Consider the following 18,266-nt stretch of genomic DNA (forward strand, 5'->3'; position numbering starts at 1 on the left):
ATAACCCACATCATGGTTAGAAAGTATGTTCTTGAGACCCATAAGACATTGAAAAGACGTACTATTGAATAATAGAAAGTAAACGATTAAAGAATAATCAATATGAAATCAATAATTAAGTCATCGTTGCTGTTGTGTGCAGGTGTGGCACTGTTCTCTGCCTGCGACAAGGACTTGGACAACAATCCAGTTCTTCAGTCACCAAAGACATTCGTTCTGAACACACCAGCTTACGCTGCACAAACAATAGATTTAAAGGTTGCTGAGAGCCTGAAGTTCACATGGTCGCAGCCTGAATATGGTTTCCCTGTAGCTGCTGAATATGGTATGCAGTTCTCAACTACCAACACTTGGACAAAGTCTGTGGACGCTGTTGTTGATATGGATGCTGAACGTGGTAACTATGCTGCTGTTGGTTCGCCAACAGGTACAGCTTCTACCTCTGTTCCTGCAGCCGACCTTGCTACTGCCATTGAGAAGATGGAACGCTACGAGGAGAATGCTGTTCCTGCAACGCAGGAACTCTATGCACGTGTTTACTCATTAGTAAATGGTGATACAATCTACTCTAACCCTGTAAAGATGAGTGTTGCTCCTTATTATGTTGAACTCTCTGACGCCCCTGTTGAGACTTGGTATCTCGTCGGTGGTTCGTTCGGTGATGGCTCTTGGGGTAATAGTCAGGTGGTTCCATTGTTGCCAATGGAAGGTCAGGAGTATGATAAGAAGACAGGTAAGGGTGTTATTTCTTGGACTGGTTATCTGTCAACAGCAGGCTTCAAGCTGAAGAAAAACCCAGAGAATTGGGATGCTGGTCAGGTTGGACAGGGTTCAAGCTTTGGTGATTTTGTTTATAACGATGGTGGTTCTTCTGATATCAAAGTGCCAACAGCTGGTTATTATACCATTACTTTTGATACCAAGAATACGAAGCTGAAGATAGAGAAGTACACGGGTGCTGCACCAACTGTTTATAATTCTATGGCTCTTCCCGGTAAGCATGACAGCTGGAATGCTGCTGGAACAGCAATGACTGCACAGACAACTGTTGTAGAAAATCATGATTGGAAGACTACTGTAACCTTCGCTGAGAAGTCTACTGGTGCTGATGGTGAGGGCTGTAAGTTCGCTGCTAACGGTACTTGGGACGTAAACTGGGGTTCTGAAGCATTCCCATACGGTGTTGCAACGAAGGGCGGTAAGAACGTTCGCAATGGTAAGGGTACTTACATTGTTTACTTCAATGACATCACTGGTCAGTACTCTTTCGTAAAGCAGTAATTTATTAAAGATGATAATAGAGGGTGTGTCAGCAGGCACAATTAGTATGACACACCCTTATCACATAACAAGAAGAATCGAAATGAAGAAATTATTAATCATGGCAAGTGCCGCATTGCTCCTTGCTTCTTGCGGTAGCGATGAATATGAAGCATGGACTGCACCACAGAGTAACAGCGCAGAGACAGTTAGTACGGTTACGTTTAATGTAAGTCAAGCAGCTGCCATCGACTTCAATACTGCAACAGCAGACTCTGTTCAGCTATTTGTTCCAAAGGTGGTATCAAAAGATTCAGTTGTTTCTCAGACCCTGACAGCTGTACTTTCTTATAATAACAAGACAGCAACCCTTAACGCAAGTAAAGAGGGTAAGGTGAAGAGTTCAGAACTTGTTTCTGCCGTAGAGAACCTCTATGGTAAGAATGGCGACCTGCATCAGGTAGCTGTTACAGTGACAGATAAAGTAAAGTTGCTTCGTGGTGAGGGTTTCAGTCTTTCACAGAGCGTAACTGCAAATGTGACTTGTGTTGCCCCAGCTTTCACTCAGTATCTTTATATGTCAGGTGATGCTAACGGCTGGTCATTCAGCAATCCGCTTTATAGCGCAGCTGCTGATGGTAAGTACACAGGCTTTATGTATCTCAACCAGAACGGCTTTAAGTTTGCAACTAAGCAGGATTGGAGCGGTACTGACTATGGTACTGGTCTCGTAGAGAAGGGTAGCAATATCGTGATGACTGAGCCAGCAGGATTCTATAAGGTTGATGTTGACCTCACGTCACAGGCACTTACCTACACAGCTATTAGTCGTGTTGGTGTTATTGGTTCTGCAACAGCAGGTGGCTGGAGCAGCGATCAAGCAATGACCTACAATGCTACTGAGAAGTGTTGGGAGATAAAGGGCATCACATTGACCGCTGGTGAGATGAAGTTCCGCGCTAACAATGATTGGGTATTAGACTGGGGTGGCTCATTGACTGATATTACTTTCAAGGGTGGTAACATCAATGTTGCAGCTGGTAAGTATAATATTAAGCTCTATCTCTTGTGTGATACGAAGTCGCATTGTACAATGGAGACAGCTCCTTAATTACTTGAATTTAGATAAAATGATAAGAGTGTGCCGATATGATGTCGACACACTCTTTCTTTTTTTATAATATTTGAAAGGAAGGTATAGTTAGTAAGGGATTATCTTTTTTTATTGGCAAACGTGCAAACGATTGCATTCTAAAATACTTAGATACACAGTTGTTTGCGAATATTGTGTTTGGTAAATCATTATCTTTGTACACATAGACTGTAAACAACTAAAAACGAAATCTATATGAAACGTAAACTCGTGTTTTTATATGCCTTAGTATTTTCCCTTTGTGCCATGTCACAGGGTTGGCCTACTAATTATGGTGGTGTAATGCTACAAGGTTTTTATTGGGATTCGTTCGACGATTCGCAGTGGACTGTGCTGGAGAAGAAAGCTAATGACTTCTCTGGTTATTTCGATCTTGTATGGGTTCCGCAGAGTGGCAAGGCTGCTGCAACGAAGTCGATGGGTTATGATCCACTCTATTACTTCAATCAGAACTCATCGTTCGGTACGGAGGCGGAGTTGAGGAGTATGATTACTACCTTTAAAAATAAGCAGATTGGTACGATTGCCGATGTGGTTATCAATCACCATGGAACGAATAATGGATGGTTTGGTTTCCCTGCAGAAGTTTATAAGGGAGTAACTTATCAAAACCTTTCTACGGATGTTTGTGCTGATGATGACGGTGGAGCGGCTGCTACAGAAGCAAGAAAAACGGGCACTCAACTTAGTCAGAACAATGACGATGGAGAAGGTTGGGGCGGTATGCGCGACCTTGATCACAAGAGTAGTAACGTACAGAAGATTGTTAAGGCATACGAAAATTACTTGCTTAATGACCTTGGTTATGCTGGCTTCCGTTATGATATGGTGAAGGGATTTGCCGCTTCTCATGTTGGTAATTATAATACAGCGGCTAACGTTACTTATTCTGTAGGTGAGTATTGGGACGGCAATGCGAATACCGTAAAGGCGTGGATTGATGCCACAGGAAAACGTAGTGCAGCCTTTGACTTTGCTTTCCGCTATGCTGTTCGTGATGCTATTAATCAGAATGATTGGCGTGTTCTTAATGATACAAGACTTACGGGGCTTAATATAGATAATGGTGCTTATAAGCAATATGCCGTAACCTTTGTTGAAAATCATGATGTTCAAGACAGAGGAACGACAAGTGGTTACAGCCCAGACCCTATCCGTAAGGATACGTTAGCAGCCAATGCTTATCTTTTGGCAATGCCTGGAACACCTTGTGTTTTCTATACTCATTATCTTGCTTATCCAAAGGAAATAAAGGCAATGATTGATGCCCGTAAGTTGGCTGGGGTAACGAATACGAGCAGTTATCAGAACTATCGTTCTTCTACTGGCTATTATGCGAATGTTGTTACGGGTAAGAACGGAAAACTTTTGGTGGTTGTGGGTAGCAATGCTAACCAACTAATAGTTCCTACTTCACGTTATACTAAGTTGTTGAGTGGTTATCACTACGCTTATTATTTGACTAATGATGCAGAGACCCCTTGGGTTGATAAGGCGAGTGGTCAGTATGAAGTAGAGAACTTAAAGGTTAAACTAACAGCAGTGTCTACCAATGCGGGAGCTAAACTTGTTTATACAACGAATGGTACAGAGCCAACGGCAAGTAGTGCGCAGGTGGCTTCTGGAACGGAAATAACCCTTCCTGAGGGTGAAACAACCTTGAAAGTGGCATTGTTGGCAGGTGGTGTAGTGGGTAAGGTTATCACTCGCAGCTATAAGGTTACGGCTCCAGTCCCTTACACGCCAGAGACAATTCGTGTTTATGTGAATACTGATCAGGTGAATTGGAGCATCTACGTGAATTATCATTCATGGGGTGGTACGCACACAGCAACGGCATGGCCAGGCGATAAGGTTACTACAACTGCAACGATAAATGGCAAGACTTGGTTCTATAAGGACTATACGCTCACAAAAGCTGATGACTATGTGAACTTTGTGTTTAGTATTGGTAGCGCAGCAAATGCCAGTGATAATCAAAGTTTAGACATTGAACGCGTGAAGAAAACGTCTTACTTTGTTATCTCATCAACAAAGGAAAATGGTAAATATACTGTCAATAATGTAACGGAAACAGTAATGGGTATTGAGGGAGTTGAGATAGATGCTAAACAGAGTAAGGTCGATAAGTTTTATTACACACTCTCTGGTCAGCGACTCACAGGTAAGCCTTCACAGCGTGGCGTTTATATCCATGCAGGCAAGAAGATAGTTGTAAAGTAAGTACAGCTATCAGATAAAAAGAAAAAAGCATACATTTTTCTATGTAATATCCTATATTTAGAGGTGTATAAACTTTGAGAAAGTAAGTCTTCTTATCACATTAAGTAGACTTACTTTTTGTTTTATATGGTTTTTCTAACGTCATATGGCACTTCTTTATATGATGAGTTCTTTGGTGTTTAGCCCTCCGCACATCGTGTGCTCATGGTTCGCACCATTGGTGTTAGGCGTTAACACCATTGGTGTTAGGCATCTTTACGATGGTAAAAGATGGTGGGATAGGGTAGAGTTGATAAAGTTTTGATTGCTAATAAGGTAAGATATTCTGTAAATACAAGGCAATCATAGAGGTGAGGAAGTATTAAAGAATGTAAATTTTGTAATGTTTACAAGTGGAAAGTTTGTTTCTTTCGGAAAATAGATATATCTTTGCAGACATAAAACATTAAGAAATAATTTATTATGTCAAAGCGAAACGAATTATATAAGTGTTCAGAGAGTGGTCAGATCGTTGAAGTATTATTAGGCGGTGAGTGTGGTGTTGCTGGTATGGAGCATGTAGTTGAGAATACTACTGATGCTGCTACTGAGAAGCACGTACCAGTTGTTGAGAAGATTGAAGGTGGTTACCGTGTAACTGTTGGTGAGGTTGAGCACCCAATGACAGAGGCACACTCTATCCTTTGGATTGAGTTGGTAACTAACAACAATGAGGTTCTCCGCAAGTATCTCGAGCCAACAGACCGTCCAGTAGCTGAGTTTAAGACTGATGCAACTGAGGTTTACGCACGTGAGTACTGCAACCTTCACGGTCTCTGGCGTTCAAAGTAAGTACAACTTTACAAGCTGACATATAATATTGGGTGTATGAGTCTTCTTAAAAAGGAGAGCATACACCCTTTTTCTTTTCTGTCTTCCTATACTTTCTGTTATTATATTAAGCCTAATATGCCCCATTAGGGTAATTAATCTTTTTCTCACATCTTGCTACAGAACAAATATAGCGGTTTGTTGTTATTAATTTTTTGTAAAAATACGTATAATATTTTCTCCTTTAAAAATATTATGCGTATTTTGCAATTCAATATAAAATTATTTGAAGAGTTCTCAATTTCCTCCTTATTTTCAATTATACCTGTAATTAGATAGATAATGTTAGCTGTTAATAGATAGCATAAATACTATTAGTAGTGAGATAGCTATACGTGTGACAATTGATAGGTAAGTGAAAAATGGTGTGATTTTCAAAACTAAAAATACGATTCTAAAGAATTGTGATATAATTTAATATATATAAAGATATATGGGATATTGGGAAGATGTTCAATTACATGCCGAGAAAGGTGATGTAAAAATGTTGGAAACAAGAAAATATCGTTGTGAGCAGACTGTTGTAACAAGGTTTAATGAAATGCCTGTCAGCACAGTAGAGACAAAGACCGATTACACTTTGCAGGGAGCGGTAGATATGGAGGGACGTCAAGCATTTCTTTTAACAATTGGTGAAAATCATCTGTCTATATTTCCAGAACAGTTCAGCAGTGCTTTTGAGATGGTTGAAGATTTAGAGAAGATCAAATCAAATGTGGTTTTTGCAATTGATCCAGCCAACGGGCATATGATGAGATTTCTCAATCATTCTGAAATTGTTGATAATTGGAATAAGTATAAGAAGGAGATGACGACCAAGTACGACTTTGTAACTGATTCTGATACGAGGAAGTCTATGGAGGAGTTTATCTCCATTGTTGACAGGGGCATACAGAACCATGATACGCTTTTGAAAGAGTATGAGATGAAACTACCTCATTCCATTTTGTTTGATGAGTACCTTGTTGCTCCTGTAAGTTATTCTCCCTCTTTTGACGTGAAGTATAGTTCTCCTCTCTTTGAGAATATGCCGTTTGCTTTTCGAGTGAATCAAAAGGTTAGTAACGAAACGCCTTCTTTGATACAATTATCAAGGACAGGAACAGATGTTAAAGGAATTGATAGCATTCAGGAGGCAGCAAAGAAAATCTATGATAGAAAGTTTAAACCTTTTGTTCAATATGATTTCTCAGCCTATAACCTCTCTTATAACGCACAGATGTCTATTGCTCCGTCTACAAGGTGTTTACTTGAAGCAGATGTGTCTATCTGTGAAGAGGTTGAGAACAATGCAGAGCTGACTATAAGTTTTAAAATGCGTAAAATAAAATAATTATGGCACAATCCTATATAAGACAAGGTACTTGCATCGTATGTTCCAATATGACATGTGGCGTGCCCCGTAAGTTAGGTGTTTCTCGCAAGAAGTGTACGGTAATTAATGGTAGCAGTACGCAGCCGATACTGAATGTTGATGATAAGAAAGTTTCAGAGTGTTTTGACTGCAAGAATCCAGAGAGTTTCTGGGGAGGATTGGTAGCACTTTGTGTTGGTATCTGCATTGGTATTGCTATTGGTGCAGCAATCGTTGCGACAGGAGGTGCAGCAGCTGTGGCTATGGCAGCATATGCAGCTGCAAAATGTGCTATTGTAGTAACACTCGCAGTGGCAGCTGTCAGCGTTGTGGCTTATACGGCAACACATGATTGTGATGCATCTCTTCAAGGGATATGGAAGTTAATGCATGATTCTGTGCTGTTAAATGGAAAGTCAGCTCTTTTAAATCAATCTGTTTTAGATTGTCCTCAAAAAGGTAAAATATTAATTATCTTAAACGAGAACGCTGCATCGGAAGCAGCAAAACTGATATCCATGTACAATAATCGTGAGGTTTATATTCAATGGGGAACACAGCTTTTGGAGGGATGTATTACAGGTTTAGCTGCGCAATTGACAGGTGGTGTAGGGTATGGTGATATGGCTGTAGAAGTTGGAACCTATATCCTATCTGAAAGTACGGGAGGAGTATTCGGTAAAGTAAAAAGTGGCAGTGATACATATGACGCTATTTCGGAAGGTAAAAGTGCGTATAATGAGGTCGGTAATAAAACAAGACAAGTCAATGAGTCTACAAGTCGGATAAATCAATATGAAGGCGTATTAAATGATAGGACGAATGCCCGGAATGCAAGTATTCCGAATAGGGGGCAACAAGCTGCAAGAACCCGACAGAGTCAGGCGCAAAGAGGATTGAATATAGAAAGGGCAAGAAATCAGGATTTGAATAAAAAACTTGATGCTGCCAAAAAAGGTGTTCGTAATGCTGCAATTAATTTTGGAGCTACGGTGACTAATGCCATTATTGATCTTATTTCTGATGAGTTAAAGAAACAATGTGGTAAAAACGTGGAAGCAGAAGTTACAAATATACAACTTAATAATGACACAGGCAGTAATCAGAATACTTCCTTTATGGGAATTATATCCTCTAAATAATTTATTATGAATATGAAAACTAATAAGTATCATCTTATTGGCACTATGGCAGCCTTTGCTATTTTCCCTGTGATTACGTATTTGTTTTTCAGAGGAAATGGCGATGCGTATGGCTATGCAGATAAGTATATTGCCGACAGTAAAATTGTTAAGATTATAATTCCTCGGAGCCGTAGGGTGTTATCAGACTCTTTTGTAACCGAGTTCAGTCGGCGATCAAAACATCAATCTTTTGTTCAAATGGTCTTTTATAGCAAGGAATATAAAAAATACGTTTCTGTGTACTCTTTCGCAGGAATAGAAATGGATGATTTTTCTGATATTGGTAAGGATCGAGTCAGCTTTGCCTTTCAGAGTGGTGATACATATTTATTCTATGCGAATAAGCAGCAGTGGAATGATAAGCATTTTGGTACAAAGGAAATGCCGATGCCTTTGTTTTATAAAGAGAGTGTTGAAACTAAATTTCATGATAAAGGATTGTATGATAAAATCAACCCCGATATTTTGCGTCAGTATGTAGAGTTATATCTTACTCGTATTCTTCCTTCTGACGAGTTCGATCGGCTATATAAGGATAAGGATTAATATCAAGTAATCTATCTTATATGAAGACTAATAAGTATCATCTTATTGGCACTATGGCAGCTTTTGCCATTTTTCCTGTGATTACGTTTTTGTTTTTCAGAGGAAATGGTGATGCGTATGGCTATGCAGATAAGTATATTGCCGACAGTAAAATCGTTAAGATTACAATTCCTGAAGACAATGATGTGTTGTATGATTCTTTTGTAACCGAGTTCAGTCGGCGATCAAAACATCAATCTTTTGTTCAAATGGTCTTTTATAGCAAGGAATATAAAAAATACGTTTCTGTATATTCGTTCTCAGGAATAGAAATGGATGGTTTTTCCGATATTGGTGAGAATCGAGTTTTGATGGATTTTCAAGGAGGTGATACATATTTATTCTATGCGAATAAACAGCAGTGGAATGATAAGCAGTATGGTACAAAGGAAATGCCGATGCCTTTGTTTTATAAAGATAGTTTAGATCCTGATTATGATGATAGTGATAAGCTCTTTGGTGTAATTAATCCCGATATTTTGCGTCAGTATGTAGAGTTATATCTCACTCATATTCTTCCTTCTGATGAGTTTGATCGGCTGTATAAGGATAAGGATTAATATCAAGTAATCTATCTTGTGTGAAAACTAATATGTATTATTAAAATAGAGTTTCCTGTCACTGATATCATCTGTTATATATGTTAACTTCTTAGTTTACAGTGTTTTTTGCGAAATGTTAAAATGACAGCAAACTAAATCAAAAGTGTTTTTGTAGTAAGAAAAGTAGTTCTCTTATTATTTTAGTAGCCTTCAAATATCTACAGCTCAGCTTGTTCCTACTTATTTTCTACTAAACTCTTTATTTTTTGCTATGCTCTGCGCCTTCTGTGGAAATTATATAAAACAAAAAAGGAATTACTTTCGTAATTCCTTTTGATGCGCTCCAGGATGGGCTTGAACCAACGACCCCCTGATTAACAGTCAGGTGCTCTAACCAACTGAGCTACTGAAGCAGTTTGTATCGCTTATTTCTTGTAAGCGGTTGCAAAGGTAGTATGTTTCTTTGAAACTGCCAAATGTTTTTGAAGAAAATTTCAAGAAAATCGTAATTTTCTTTATTTTCGTTGTTATTAAGGCGTATTTTCCATTATAATAATGTACTTTTGTCCCGTTATAAGAACATTAAACAACAAACAGATATAATATATAATGAGAAAATTGTTTTTGGCTTTCGGACTCTGGTTGCTAACTTTCAGTGGGTCTGTTATGGCACAAAGCACTGCGGAGAAGGAGCATAACTTCAATGTCGCAAAGAATCTTGAGACTTTTTCGGCTATTTACAAGTATCTTGACTTGATGTATGTTGATAGCCTTAATGCCGACGAGGTAATCGGGACGGGTATCAATTACATGCTCCGTTCGCTCGACCCTTATACAATTTATTACCCAGAGGAGAAGGTGAAAGACCTCGACTTGATGATTTCGGGTAAGTATGCAGGTGTTGGTGCATTGATTCGTTATAATTTCTTATTGAAGAATACGGTGATTGATGAGCCATACGAAAATATGCCTGCTGCGGAAGTTGGTTTGAAGAAGGGTGATGTCATCCTTGCTATTGGCGATTCGTCAATGGTGGGTAAGGATGTTGCATGCGTCAGCAATCATCTACGTGGCGATGCTGGTACAACCTTTATCCTGACTATTCAGCGTCCGTCAGTGAATAAGAAGATGAAGTTTAAGATTACTCGTCGTTCTATTCAGCTCCCTGCCGTACCTTATTATGGTGTGCAGGATGGTGGAGTGGGATATCTGAATCTTAACTCTTTCACAACGGGATGTGCTAAGGATGTACGTCGTGCCTTCCTTGATATGAAGAAACAGGGTATGACCTCACTTGTTTTTGATCTCCGTAACAATGGTGGTGGTAGTTTGCAAGAGGCGGTTAACATCGTAAATATGTTTGTACCGAAAGGGATTACACTGGTGAAGACGGTGGGTAAGATGGAACGTGCAAACAAAGAGTATAAGACGACAGTTGAACCTATCGACACCGTTATGCCGATTGTTGTGTTGGTGAATGATGAGACTGCGAGTGCCAGTGAGATTACCAGTGGTAGTCTGCAAGACCTTGATCGTGCGGTAGTTCTCGGTACACGAACCTATGGTAAGGGTCTTGTACAGGTGTCAATGGATCTTCCTTATAATGGAAATTTAAAACTAACGTCAAGTAAGTATTATATTCCAAGTGGGCGTTGCATACAGGCAATCAACTATAAGCATGCAAATGGCGGATATACTGAGCATGTACCAGACTCGCTAACACATGTGTTCCACACGGCAAACGGACGTGAGGTGCGTGATGGTGGTGGTATCAAGCCAGATGTTGAGGTGCGTCCAGACTCTCTACCAAACATTGCTTTTTATCTTGCTTCTTCTGGACGCGATTCAACAGAGGTAATGTGGAATTGGGAGTTGCAGTATTTGAAGAAGCATCCTACTATTGGTCCTGCAAAGACATTTGTCATTTCAGATGCTGACTTTGAAGACTTCAAGCAAGCAGTGTTGAAGAGTGGTTTCAAGTATGACCGTGAGAGTAAGAAATACTTGGAGAATCTTGTGAAATTAGCTAAGTTCGAAGGCTATTATGATGATGCGAAAGGTGAGTTTGATGCCTTAGAGAAGAAGTTGAATCATAATCTTGCTAAAGACCTTGATTATAACAAGCAAACCCTGAAGAAAGTGTTGACGAGCGACCTTGTTTCAGCTTATTATTACCAAAAAGGCTCTTTAGAGAATAGCCTGCAGTTCGATAAGCAATGGAAAAAGGCTGTGGAAATCTTGAAGAATCCAGTAGAGTATAAGAAACTTTTGCAGCCCGTTGTTGGTCAGCCTTTGGTTAAGCTCGAACCAGCAAGCAATGTTGCTGCTGATAAAAAGCAGAAGTCAAAGGCGAAATAAAGGGAACTTTTTAATAAAAGGGATAAGGCTTATGAGTTCAATTGGAACTTATAAGCCTTATTCTTATATAGTCATTTTGTATGGTTGTTTATGGGTTACTTGTCATGTTGATGAATTGCTTTTTGATAGACAATTCTCTTTTTATATGAAATATTTTCTTTTATAGGGATTGACTTACATGTCTTTTTTCTTTATCTTTGCCCTGTGGGAACCTTACTTGCTTGTTATTCAGTGCCAAAGCAAGTGGAGGATGAATGTGAGAACGAGACTTGGAAAAGTTGTTTTAAAGTGCTTGCTTCGCTTATAACAGTTTGTGCTATAAATTTGATGAATATGAAAAAGAAGATTCTACTCTTATGTTTGTTGTTTTCGTGGGTTGGAGTTTTTGCACAGAAACCTATGGAAGGAGTGTGGATGGGTAAGTTGAATCTTGGTCCACAATTGTTGACTATTGTGTTACATGTGAATTGTGATGCACAAGGAGAGGTTGAATGTACGCTCGATAGTCCTGATCAAGGGGCAAAGGGGATAGCGGTAGAAACAGATTACTGCTCGTCTGATTCTATCAGTGTAAGCCTCGCAAGTTTGGCTCTCAGCTATCAAGGAAAATTGAAAGGGGACGAGATAGTCGGTACTTTTACCCAGGGGCAACCCTTTCCATTAACCTTGAAACGAGGAGAGGAGAAACTAAATCGTCCGCAGAACCCTGTAGCTCCCTATCCATATAAGACAGAAGAAGTGACATTTAAAAATGTGACAGATAAGGCAACACTTGTTGGGACACTCTCATACCCTATTGGTTATAAGAAAGGACAGACCCCTGTTGTGTTGATGGTTACTGGGAGTGGGCAGGAGAACAGAGATGAAGAAATCTTCGATCATAAGCCTTTCCTTGTTATAGCAGACTATCTGGCACGGAATGGTGTAGCCACTTTGCGTTATGATGACCGTGGTTTTGGTAAATCAACAGGCGGAGATGTGGAACATGCTACGACGCTTGATTTTATGCGAGATGCAATGAGTGGTGTTGAATTTCTGCGTGCGTCAAAGCTTTTTGGTAAGGTTGGCGTACTCGGACATAGTGAAGGAGGCTCTATAGCTTTCATGTTGGGAGCGAAAGGGAAAGTAGATTTCGTTATTAGTATGGCTAGTGTTGGCGTGAAAGGAGACACAGCTTTGACAGCACAAACAAATAAGATACTCGAACTAACAGGGCAGTCAATGCGTTTCTCTACGCATCAGTATCGTATGAATGCCATTATAAAGAGGTCACCTTGGTTGAACTTCTTTATTGATTATGACCCATCTGCGGATATCTCAAAGACGCTTTGTCCTGTTATGGCTATTAATGGGAATCGTGATGTTCAGGTGATATCGTCGCTTAATCTTACAGGAATTAAGGCTCATCTAAAGAATAATCCCAAAAACGTTATCAAAGAATATCCATCTCTTAACCATCTTTTCCAACACTGTAAGACCGGAAATATTTCGGAATATAGGATGATTGAAGAAACAATCTCGCCAGAAGTCTTGGAAGATATCGTTCGTTTTATCAAACAATAAATACAGAATTCGCAGTTTATTTAGAATTGATAAGTGGTGATATGTGCTTATATACAGTTGATTTAGTGGTCTTTATATGTGTAGTTCCTATCTTTTAGTTATCTAAAAAAAGGTTTGCATAGAATTATTTTCATGAAAGGAAGAATTTATTTTCATGAAAAAAATATTTTTCTTCACGAAAAGAAATATTTTCTTTCATGAAAGAATTTAGAATTCGAAGATTTCTTAGGGGAAGAAAGACCTTGGATATATTTCATCTAAATCGCTTATAAGCAGATAAAAAAGCCGTAAAACATTTGGAATGTGGCGAAAATATTTGTAACTTTGCAAACGTTCAGAGGAATGAGGGGCTTTTAATAGTCCCTCATTTTTCATATTAAAACACTTATGATAGATAAAAACGTTGTAAAAAGTCTTGTTGACGAGTGGCTGGAAGGTAAGGAGTACTTCCTGGTTGACATTCAAATCAGTTCTGACGATAAGATTGTCGTTGAGATTGATCATGCCGATGGCGTGTGGATTGAAGATTGTGTAGAGTTGAGCAAGTATATCGAAGATCGTCTCTCACGTGATGAAGAGGATTACGAACTTGAGGTAGGTTCTGCAGGATTGGGTCAGCCTTTCAAAGTTCCTCAGCAGTATCAGAACTTCATTGGTAAAGAAGTTGAGGTGCTCGGTAAGGACGGAAAGAAAGTCAAAGGCATATTGAAGAGCGTTGATGGTAACGACTTTGTTGTTGCAGTCAATGAGAAGGTACAAGTGGAAGGTAAGAAACGTCCAGTGAAGATGGACGTAGACCATGCGTACAAGATGGATGAAGTAAAATATACAAAATACATAATAAGTTTCAAGTAAAGCTATGGCAGCAAGAAAAATAGAAGAAGAACGTCCGAATATGATCGAGACCTTCAAGGAGTTTAAAGACACCAAGAGCATCGATCGTACTACATTGGTGAGCGTTTTGGAGGAGAGCTTCCGCAATGTACTCGCTAAAATTTTTGGTAGTGACGAAAACTTCGACGTGATTGTAAACCCTGATAAGGGCGACTTCGAGATTCACCGTAACCGTGTGGTTGTGGCTGATGGTGAGGTTGAGGATGAGAATAAGGAAATAAGCCTTACAGATGCACGTAAGATAGAGGCAGACTATGAAGTAGGTGAGGATGTAAGTGAGGAAGTTGACTTCAATAAGTTCGGTCGCCGTGCTATCTTGAACCTTCGTCAGACATTGGCTTCTAAGATTCTTGAGCTGGAGCATGACTCTCTCTATAACAAGTATAAGGACCGTGTTGGTCAGATTATCTCTGGTGAGGTTTATCAGACTTGGAAGCGTGAGGTTCTGCTTGTTGACGAAGAGAATAATGAGTTGATTCTCCCTAAGGGTGAGCAGATTCCACGTGATCAGTATCGTAAGGGCGAGACTGTTCGTGCGGTGATTCATCGTGTTGACAATGAGAATAACAATCCAAAGATTATCCTCTCACGTACTGCTCCAGAGTTCCTTGAGCGTCTGCTTGAGGCTGAGGTGCCTGAAATCAATGATGGTTTGATAGCTATTCGTAAGATTGCTCGTATGCCTGGTGAGCGTGCAAAGATTGCAGTTGAGAGCTTTGATGAGCGTATCGACCCAGTAGGCGCTTGTGTTGGTGTACGTGGTAGTCGTGTTCATGGTATCGTTCGTGAACTTTGCAACGAGAATCTCGACGTTATCAACTGGACTGCAAATACAAAACTCTTTATTCAGCGTGCGCTCGCTCCTGCAAAGGTGAGCAGCTTGACTGTTGATGAGGAGAATAAGAAGGCTGAGGTTTACTTGCAGCCAGAGGAGGTAAGTCTTGCGATTGGTCGTGGTGGTATGAACATCAAGTTGGCAAGTATGCTGACAGGTTATACCATCGACGTATTCCGTGAACTTGACGAACAGAATGCAGAGGAGGATATTTACTTGGATGAGTTCTCTGATGAAATCGATCAGTGGGTTATCGATGCCATTAAGGGTATCGGACTTGACACAGCGCGCCAGGTACTCAACGCTCCACGTGAGATGCTGATTGAAAAGGCAGACTTGGAGGTAGAGACTGTTGATAGCGTGTTGAACGTATTGAGATCAGAGTTTGAACAGTAAAAGGTGATTGGTTGGTGGGTGATGGCTGTTGACTGAAAGCTAACGGGTGTGACTATTCAGCAACTCCATGTTCGGAACCCCTCTCTACCAAAAGGCATATCAACAACCAACACCCTACACCGAAAAATAAAGTTAATGAGCATCAGATTAAACAAAGCAATTCGTGAATTGAATATAGGACTCCAAACGGCAGTGGAGTTCTTAGAGAAGAAGCCAGAGTTAGGCGAGGTGAAGAACGAGCTTAACTTCAAGCTAAGCGAGGGTCAGTATAAAGCTCTCGTAGATGCCTTCAATAATGATAAGGAGGTAAAGAAGGACGCTGCTAAGCTTTTGCAGAAGAAGACTAAAGAAAAGAAAAGCGCTGCAGAACATAAAGGCGAAGCAGTCATGAAGGCTGAGCGTCAGCAGTATAAACCAGTCGGAAAGATAGACCTTGATCAGCTGAATAAGCCAGCTGCAAAGAAAGCTGCTGCTCCTGTTGAGAACAAACCTACCCCTGCTGCTGCCGTAGAACCTGCAGAGGAGAAGAAAAAGGTAGAGAAACATGATGCAAGCAAGAAGCCTGCTGTAAATAAAGAAGAGGCTAAACCTGTTGCTCCAAAGGTTGAGAAACCTGTTGAGGTGAAGGCTGAACCTAAAAAGAATGAAACTCCTGTAGCTAAGGCTGAGGTAAAGGCTGAGCCTAAGGTGCAGGCTGAACCTGCAGCTACTAATACTCCAGCTGAACCTGCTACTACAGAGGAGAAGAAAGATAATGGCTTGTTCCAGACCAAGAATGAGAAGAAAATCTTAAATACACCTAAGGTGAATGTCTTAGGTAAGATTGACCTCAGCACTTTGAACCAGAGTACCCGCCCTAAGAAGAAGAGTAAGGAGGAACGCCGTAAAGAGCGTGAAGAGAAAGCTGGTCAGGGTAATGGTCAGGGTAAGAAGAAACGCGTTCGTATTAACAAGGAACGTGTTGATATCAATGCTGCCGCTAATCAGCAGCAGAACCAAAATGGTAAGAAAGGCAATAACCATAATGGCGGTGGCAACAAGAATGCAGGTAAGAAGAACCGCAATCGTAATCAGAAGCCTTTAGAGGTTGATGATGAGGCTGTAGCACGCCAGGTAAAGGAGACACTTGCACGTTTGACAAGCAAGAGTCAGAATAAGAAGGGTGCTAAATACCGTAAAGAGAAGCGTGATGCTGTTCAAGAACGTCTGAATGCAGAGGCTAAGGCAGAGCGCAAGGAAAGTAAGATATTGAAGTTGACAGAGTTTGTTACTGTTTCAGAGTTGGCAACAATGATGAATGTTCCTGTAACAAATGTCATCTCAACCTTGATGTCTGTAGGTATCATGGTGTCTATCAACCAGCGTCTTGATGCAGAGACTATCAACCTCGTTGCTGATGAGTTCGACTTCAAGACAGAGTATGTTAGTGCTGAAGTACAGGAAGCTGTTAGTGAAGAGGAGGATGATGAGAACGATCTCGTATCACGTGCTCCAATCGTGACAGTCATGGGTCATGTTGACCATGGTAAGACTTCTTTGCTCGACCATATCCGTAATACGAATGTGATTGCTGGTGAGGCAGGTGGTATTACCCAGCACATCGGTGCTTATGGTGTGACACTTGAGAATGGACGCAAGGTTACCTTCCTTGATACTCCGGGTCACGAAGCATTTACTGCTATGCGTGCTCGTGGTGCACAGGTTACTGATATTGTGATTATCATCATTGCTGCAGACGACTCTGTGATGCCTACTACTAAGGAGGCTATTGCTCATGCACAGGCAGCAGGTGTTCCTATGGTCTTTGCAATCAATAAGATTGATAAGCCAGGAGCTAACCCTGATAAGATTCGTGAAGACTTGTCACAAATGAATCTGCTCGTGGAAGAGTGGGGTGGTAAGTATCAGTGTCAGGAAATCAGTGCTAAGAAGGGAATTGGAGTGAACGAACTTCTTGATAAAGTTCTTCTTGAGGCTGATATGATGGATCTCAAAGCTAACCCTAACCGTAAGGCTACAGGTACTATCATTGAGTCTTCACTTGATAAGGGTCGTGGTTATGTAAGTACGGTTCTTGTATCTAATGGTACATTGAAGATTGGTGATAATGTTATCGCTGGTACTTCATGGGGTCGTATCAAGGCTATGTTCAATGAGCGTAACCAGCGTATCGAAAGTGCTGGACCAGCAGAGCCTGCAATCATCCTCGGTCTGAATGGTGCACCAACAGCTGGTGATACCTTCCATGTTATGGAGACAGAGCAGGAGGCACGTGAGATAGCAAACAAGCGTGAGCAGTTGCAGCGTGAGCAAGGCTTGCGTACACAGACTCGTCTTACCCTGTCTGATATCTCTCACCGAATCGCTCGTGGTGAGTTCCATGAGATGAATATCATTGTGAAGGGTGATACTGATGGATCTATCGAGGCATTGTCCGACTCATTCATCAAACTGTCAACTGAGAAGGTTAATGTTAACGTTATCAGTAAGGCTGTAGGTCAGATTTCAGAGAACGATGTTATGTTGGCATCAGCTTCAGACGCTGTTATCGTCGGCTTCCAGGTTCGTCCTTCTGCTGATGCACGCCGTTTGGCTGACCGTGAGGGTGTAGAAATCAATACTTACTCTGTCATCTATGATGCTATCGACGATGTTAAGTCAACGATGGTGGGTATGCTTGACAAGGTGAAGAAGGAGATTGTCACTGGTCAGTTTGAGGTTAAACAGGTCTTCAAGATTTCCAAGGTTGGAACTGTTGCCGGTGGTATGGTTACTGAAGGTAAGGTTCACAGCAAGGATAAGGGTCGCGTAGTCCGTGACGGAATCGTTATCCATACAGCTCCTATTGATGCTTTGAAGCGTTATAAGGACGATGTGAAGGAGGTCGCTACAGGACTTGAATGTGGTATTTCACTTGTCAATTACAATGATTTACAGGTGGGTGATATCATCGAAACCTTCACGGAGATTGAGGTTGAACAGAAATTGTAACAATATAAAAAACCGTCTTTTCTCCATTAAAGGAGTAAAGACGGTTTTTTCTTCATGG

Annotated in this window: 13 protein-coding genes and 1 tRNA gene; 13 read left to right on the forward strand and 1 reads right to left on the reverse strand. The window is 40.6% G+C overall.

Annotated elements, in window-relative coordinates; translation table 11 throughout:
- Window positions 1-102 precede the first annotated feature (102 nt).
- The 8 genes from FIU21_RS12865 to FIU21_RS12900 all read left to right on the forward strand — a co-directional run bounded on the left by FIU21_RS12865 (window position 103) and on the right by FIU21_RS12900 (window position 9,189).
- Entirely contained in the window at window positions 103-1,281 is a 1,179-nt protein-coding gene (locus tag FIU21_RS12865) for a SusE domain-containing protein (protein ID WP_004358740.1), read from the forward strand.
- Between the two features lie 82 nt (window positions 1,282-1,363).
- Window positions 1,364-2,371, forward strand: coding sequence for an Outer membrane protein SusF domain-containing protein (locus FIU21_RS12870; protein ID WP_004358738.1), 1,008 nt, complete (start codon window positions 1,364-1,366; stop codon window positions 2,369-2,371).
- Window positions 2,372-2,608: 237 nt separating this feature from the next.
- Window positions 2,609-4,636 carry an alpha-amylase family glycosyl hydrolase gene (locus FIU21_RS12875; protein WP_036885713.1) on the forward strand — a complete coding sequence of 676 codons (2,028 nt, stop codon included), beginning with the start codon at window positions 2,609-2,611 and terminating at the stop codon, window positions 4,634-4,636.
- A gap of 462 nt (window positions 4,637-5,098) precedes the next feature.
- Window positions 5,099-5,467 (forward strand): desulfoferrodoxin family protein, encoded by a 369-nt coding sequence (locus FIU21_RS12880; RefSeq protein ID WP_004358734.1) that lies wholly within the window; start codon window positions 5,099-5,101, stop codon window positions 5,465-5,467.
- Window positions 5,468-5,939: 472 nt separating this feature from the next.
- Window positions 5,940-6,839, forward strand: coding sequence for a hypothetical protein (locus FIU21_RS12885; protein ID WP_004358732.1), 900 nt, complete (start codon window positions 5,940-5,942; stop codon window positions 6,837-6,839).
- Between the two features lie 2 nt (window positions 6,840-6,841).
- Entirely contained in the window at window positions 6,842-8,002 is a 1,161-nt protein-coding gene (locus FIU21_RS12890; RefSeq protein WP_004358730.1) for a DUF4280 domain-containing protein, read from the forward strand.
- Between the two features lie 12 nt (window positions 8,003-8,014).
- On the forward strand, window positions 8,015-8,590 hold the full coding sequence (locus FIU21_RS12895) for a DUF8188 family protein (RefSeq protein ID WP_155812473.1): 576 nt from the start codon (window positions 8,015-8,017) through the stop codon (window positions 8,588-8,590).
- 20 nt (window positions 8,591-8,610) lie between these two features.
- Window positions 8,611-9,189: a DUF8188 family protein gene (locus tag FIU21_RS12900; protein WP_004358725.1), complete on the forward strand. Its 579-nt coding sequence runs from the start codon at window positions 8,611-8,613 to the stop codon at window positions 9,187-9,189.
- Between the two features lie 321 nt (window positions 9,190-9,510).
- Here FIU21_RS12900 and FIU21_RS12905 read toward each other — a convergent pair.
- Window positions 9,511-9,584, reverse strand: a tRNA-Asn gene (locus tag FIU21_RS12905).
- A gap of 196 nt (window positions 9,585-9,780) precedes the next feature.
- On the opposite strand from FIU21_RS12905, the gene FIU21_RS12910 reads away from it, so the two are divergent.
- From FIU21_RS12910 to infB, 5 genes are all read left to right on the forward strand, one after another.
- Window positions 9,781-11,529, forward strand: a complete 1,749-nt coding sequence (locus tag FIU21_RS12910) for a S41 family peptidase (protein WP_004358723.1) — start codon at window positions 9,781-9,783, stop codon at window positions 11,527-11,529.
- Window positions 11,530-11,862: 333 nt separating this feature from the next.
- Window positions 11,863-13,092 carry an alpha/beta hydrolase family protein gene (locus tag FIU21_RS12915; RefSeq protein ID WP_036885766.1) on the forward strand — a complete coding sequence of 410 codons (1,230 nt, stop codon included), beginning with the start codon at window positions 11,863-11,865 and terminating at the stop codon, window positions 13,090-13,092.
- 387 nt (window positions 13,093-13,479) lie between these two features.
- The gene (gene rimP, locus FIU21_RS12920) at window positions 13,480-13,947 is read left to right on the forward strand and encodes a ribosome assembly cofactor RimP (protein WP_004358718.1); all 468 of its coding nucleotides are present in this window, start codon (window positions 13,480-13,482) and stop codon (window positions 13,945-13,947) included.
- A 4-nt stretch (window positions 13,948-13,951) separates the two neighbouring features.
- Window positions 13,952-15,217 carry a transcription termination factor NusA gene (gene nusA / locus FIU21_RS12925; RefSeq protein ID WP_004358716.1) on the forward strand — a complete coding sequence of 422 codons (1,266 nt, stop codon included), beginning with the start codon at window positions 13,952-13,954 and terminating at the stop codon, window positions 15,215-15,217.
- Between the two features lie 135 nt (window positions 15,218-15,352).
- The gene (gene infB, locus FIU21_RS12930; RefSeq protein ID WP_036885712.1) at window positions 15,353-18,208 is read left to right on the forward strand and encodes a translation initiation factor IF-2; all 2,856 of its coding nucleotides are present in this window, start codon (window positions 15,353-15,355) and stop codon (window positions 18,206-18,208) included.
- Window positions 18,209-18,266 lie beyond the last annotated feature (58 nt).

This window comes from Prevotella melaninogenica, from assembly GCF_013267595.1.
Lineage (GTDB): Bacteria > Bacteroidota > Bacteroidia > Bacteroidales > Bacteroidaceae > Prevotella > Prevotella melaninogenica_D.